Origin of the sequence: Rhodopirellula sp. JB055, from assembly GCF_043100905.1 — a bacterium.
In the GTDB taxonomy this organism is placed as follows: domain Bacteria; phylum Planctomycetota; class Planctomycetia; order Pirellulales; family Pirellulaceae; genus Rhodopirellula.
The window spans coordinates 1-3,114 of sequence record NZ_JBICHO010000282.1; the positions used below are offsets into that span (position 1 = coordinate 1).

Below are 3,114 nucleotides of genomic sequence, written 5' to 3' on the forward strand. Positions count from 1 at the left end.
TGTAGCTTTCCGACTCAGCAGGTCCATCGATCACCGTCGCCACGTTCTTTAAGTGCACCGGCCGGTTGCCATTGATGCCGACCACCATCTCTCTGAGTTCGTCGACGCTGCGAAAATAGGTTCCGGTTTCAACATGGAACGATTGGTTCTGTTGTTCGAACTGACCGTTGCGGCGAGTGACATTGCTGACTCGCATGGCTGCAGCCACGTCCAGTGGCGAAACTTGATGTGCCGCCAAACGCTGTGCGTCCAATTGCACATTGATGCGTCGCGGGCGTCCTCCAATCACATCCACTCGGTTGGTGTTTGGAATCGACTGCAACTCATGCTGCAGTTCCTCCGCGATCCGTCGCAGTTCATGGTCGCCATAGCGTTCAGGCTGCTCCGACCACAAGGTCGCAATCACGATTGGCACGTCATCAACCTCAATCGGTTTGATGACCCAAGCGTCGACCGTTGGCGGGATCAAGTCCGTGGAGGAATTGATTTTGTTGTAGAGTTTGACCAGAGAGTCTTCCCGGTCTTCGCCGACGAAGAACCGTACCGTGACGATGCACGATCCAGGGCTGGACATCGAATAGACGTACTCCACCCCATCGATTTGATACAGCAGTTTTTCAATTCGATCAGTGACCTGCCGCTCCACTTCCACGGCGGAAAGTCCGGGTGCAGAGACCATCACATCCGCCATTGGCACGACGATCTGCGGTTCTTCTTCACGAGGAGTCAGGATCAGCGAAGCGGCCCCCAACATCAACGACAACACGATCAACATGACCGCAACGTCACCACGGAGAAATACCTCCACGATCCGAGTCAGCAGGGGAGAATCATCGGATCGAGCAACTTGGTCACTCATGATCCTGCCCCCCTTCTGAATCAATGGAACCTTCCGCGTCGCCAACTCCGTCCTCAGAATGCAATAGGACTCGTTCGCCAACATCGACGCCGCTGAGCACCTCTTTTCGACCGGGCATCCCCAGGTTTCCGCTTTGGATCAAGCGACGTTCCACGACTCCATCGGGCAGCGCGACATCCACGAATTCGAGTTGCCCGATGCGAACCACGGCGTCGGTGTTCAAACAAAGGTGTCGGCGAGTTCCAGATGGAATCAACAATCGCCCGAACATGCCTTCATAAAGATCCTCCGATTTCGGCAGGCTGGCCTTCACCAAGAACGAACGACTCGGCGCGTCGGCCTGCGGAACGATCTCATCCACCGTCGCTCGAAAGACACGATCGAGGGCGTCCACTTTGACATCCAACTCGTCCCCGGGACGCAGCTTCACCGCCAAGTGCTCCATCACGGGAGCCTCCAGACGCAGCGAGGTCTCATCGTAAAGTGTCAGAATCGGTTGGCCGGGCTGGGCGATGTCACCGGGCTCCGCACTGCGATCGACGATTCGGCCACTCTTCGCCGCAGTCACGGTCGCATAGGAAAGCATCACCTCGGCTTCACGAACCGCTTGCATCGCTCTGGCTTCCTCAGCGATCGTCACCTGCACATCGCGACTGGCGTTGTCAAAGTCCGATCGAGAAGCGGCATTCTGCTGCTGCAATAACTTCACTCGGTTGAAATGCTTTTCCGCTTGCTCGCGATTCGCTGTCGCGGCTTCCAATGCACGTTTGGCTTGCGCCAACCGACTTTGGTATTCCTTGTCGTCCAAACGGATCAGCGTCTGCCCTTTCTCGACCTGATCGCCAGCCACGACCGTGATTTCCTCAATCGTTGCCATCAACTTGGCCGACACAATCGTGCGACTGGAAGCCTTCAGCGTTCCGATGGCCTCTTCGATCGTTTCTTTCTCGACTTCATGAACCGTGTCGGTTGGTTGACCACTGAGCTTGAATCCTGCCGGCGTCTTCCACCCCGGCTCGATCTTTTCCTCCAGCATGCCAGACAGCCACGCGATCGTCGCCAACAAGGCGACGATCCCCGCGCCAGCAACAACCAATTTGGAAACCCCTGAGAACACCTTTCTGTAAACTTGCCCGCTCATCCGTTTGCCTCCTGGTGGGACGAATCAATGCCCCCGTCAACTTGAAATTCGGAAACGAATCTTTTGTCGATCCATGTTTTCAGATGCCAGCACCAACGACGATGGGCCGTCACGCAGCCATACTGCAGAAACGCTTTACCGTCACCGGTGTTCAGCAACTTCAAGAAGTCACTTTGTGGCTCAAATGTGTTCAGCGAACCGCCCGACAAGAACGCTCGAAGATTGTGCGCCAACACTGGACACTGCCTGACGGCATAAACCCCGGCTTTGGGAACGGGGGATTCCAGGATCGTCCCTGAGTCGCCAACGGCGAAAACACGTGGGTCGGTCAACGACTGAAGCGTTTTTGAAGTCGCGATGAAACCGCGATCGTCAATCTGCAAACCCAACTTCGCCAGCACCGGTGGGGCCGCGGCACCGGTGGCCCAAATCACGACCTCACTCTCGTGCCGGTCGCCAGTTTCGGTTTCCAAGAACGTGTCCCCAACGTGGGTGACTCGTTGCCCGGCATTGACCTGAATCCCGCGTGACGCGAGGATTCGTTGGATGCGGCGGACACTGCGTGGTGTCATGCCCTCGGCAACGGTCTCACTGCTGGTGAAAATTTCAATCGCAACCTGGCGGCTCAGTGCATTCCTCTCGCACTGTTGCAGTAGACACAATGCAATTTCGACGCTGGCAACGCCACCACCAACAATCGCCACCTTCGATGGCCGCGCCACATCCTTTGGGGGCGTTTCCATGCGTTGATTCAAACGAGCCAAAAAGGTCTGCATCGGTTTGATGGGAACCAGCGATGCTGAGTCCGCGTGTTTTGCCCACCCTGCAGGCATCGAGCCAACACCGATCGACAACGCATCAAACGGAACCGCGTCGTGATCAGCAAATAGCAACGTCCCCGTTTCCAAATCGAGGCCGGTTGTGTCTGCCAAAATCAGCTTGGCCCTAGCACGTTCGCACAGGGCTGCCAAATCGATTCGCATTTCGCCGTCGTTGAACTGGCCGCCCAAGGTTCCCGGCAACATCCCCGAGTACGTCGCGGTTGCGAACTTGCTGACACAGGTCAGTTCACAACCCTGGATCGGATTGGTTTCCCATTGCCGAACAATGTGAG

The 3,114-nt window shown here is 56.5% G+C and carries 3 protein-coding genes; all 3 read right to left on the reverse strand.

What is annotated here, in order from left to right; genetic code table 11:
• Positions 1–859: efflux RND transporter permease subunit (locus ACF8AM_RS11385; protein WP_392555750.1), on the reverse strand; the 859-nt coding region annotated here is incomplete at its 3' end.
• Positions 852–2,000, reverse strand: a complete 1,149-nt coding sequence (locus tag ACF8AM_RS11390) for an efflux RND transporter periplasmic adaptor subunit (RefSeq protein WP_392555751.1) — start codon at positions 1,998–2,000, stop codon at positions 852–854. The genes ACF8AM_RS11385 and ACF8AM_RS11390, both read right to left, overlap by 8 nt.
• On the reverse strand, positions 1,997–3,114 hold a 1,118-nt coding region (locus ACF8AM_RS11395), incomplete at its 5' end, for an FAD-dependent oxidoreductase (protein WP_392555752.1). The genes ACF8AM_RS11395 and ACF8AM_RS11390, both read right to left, overlap by 4 nt.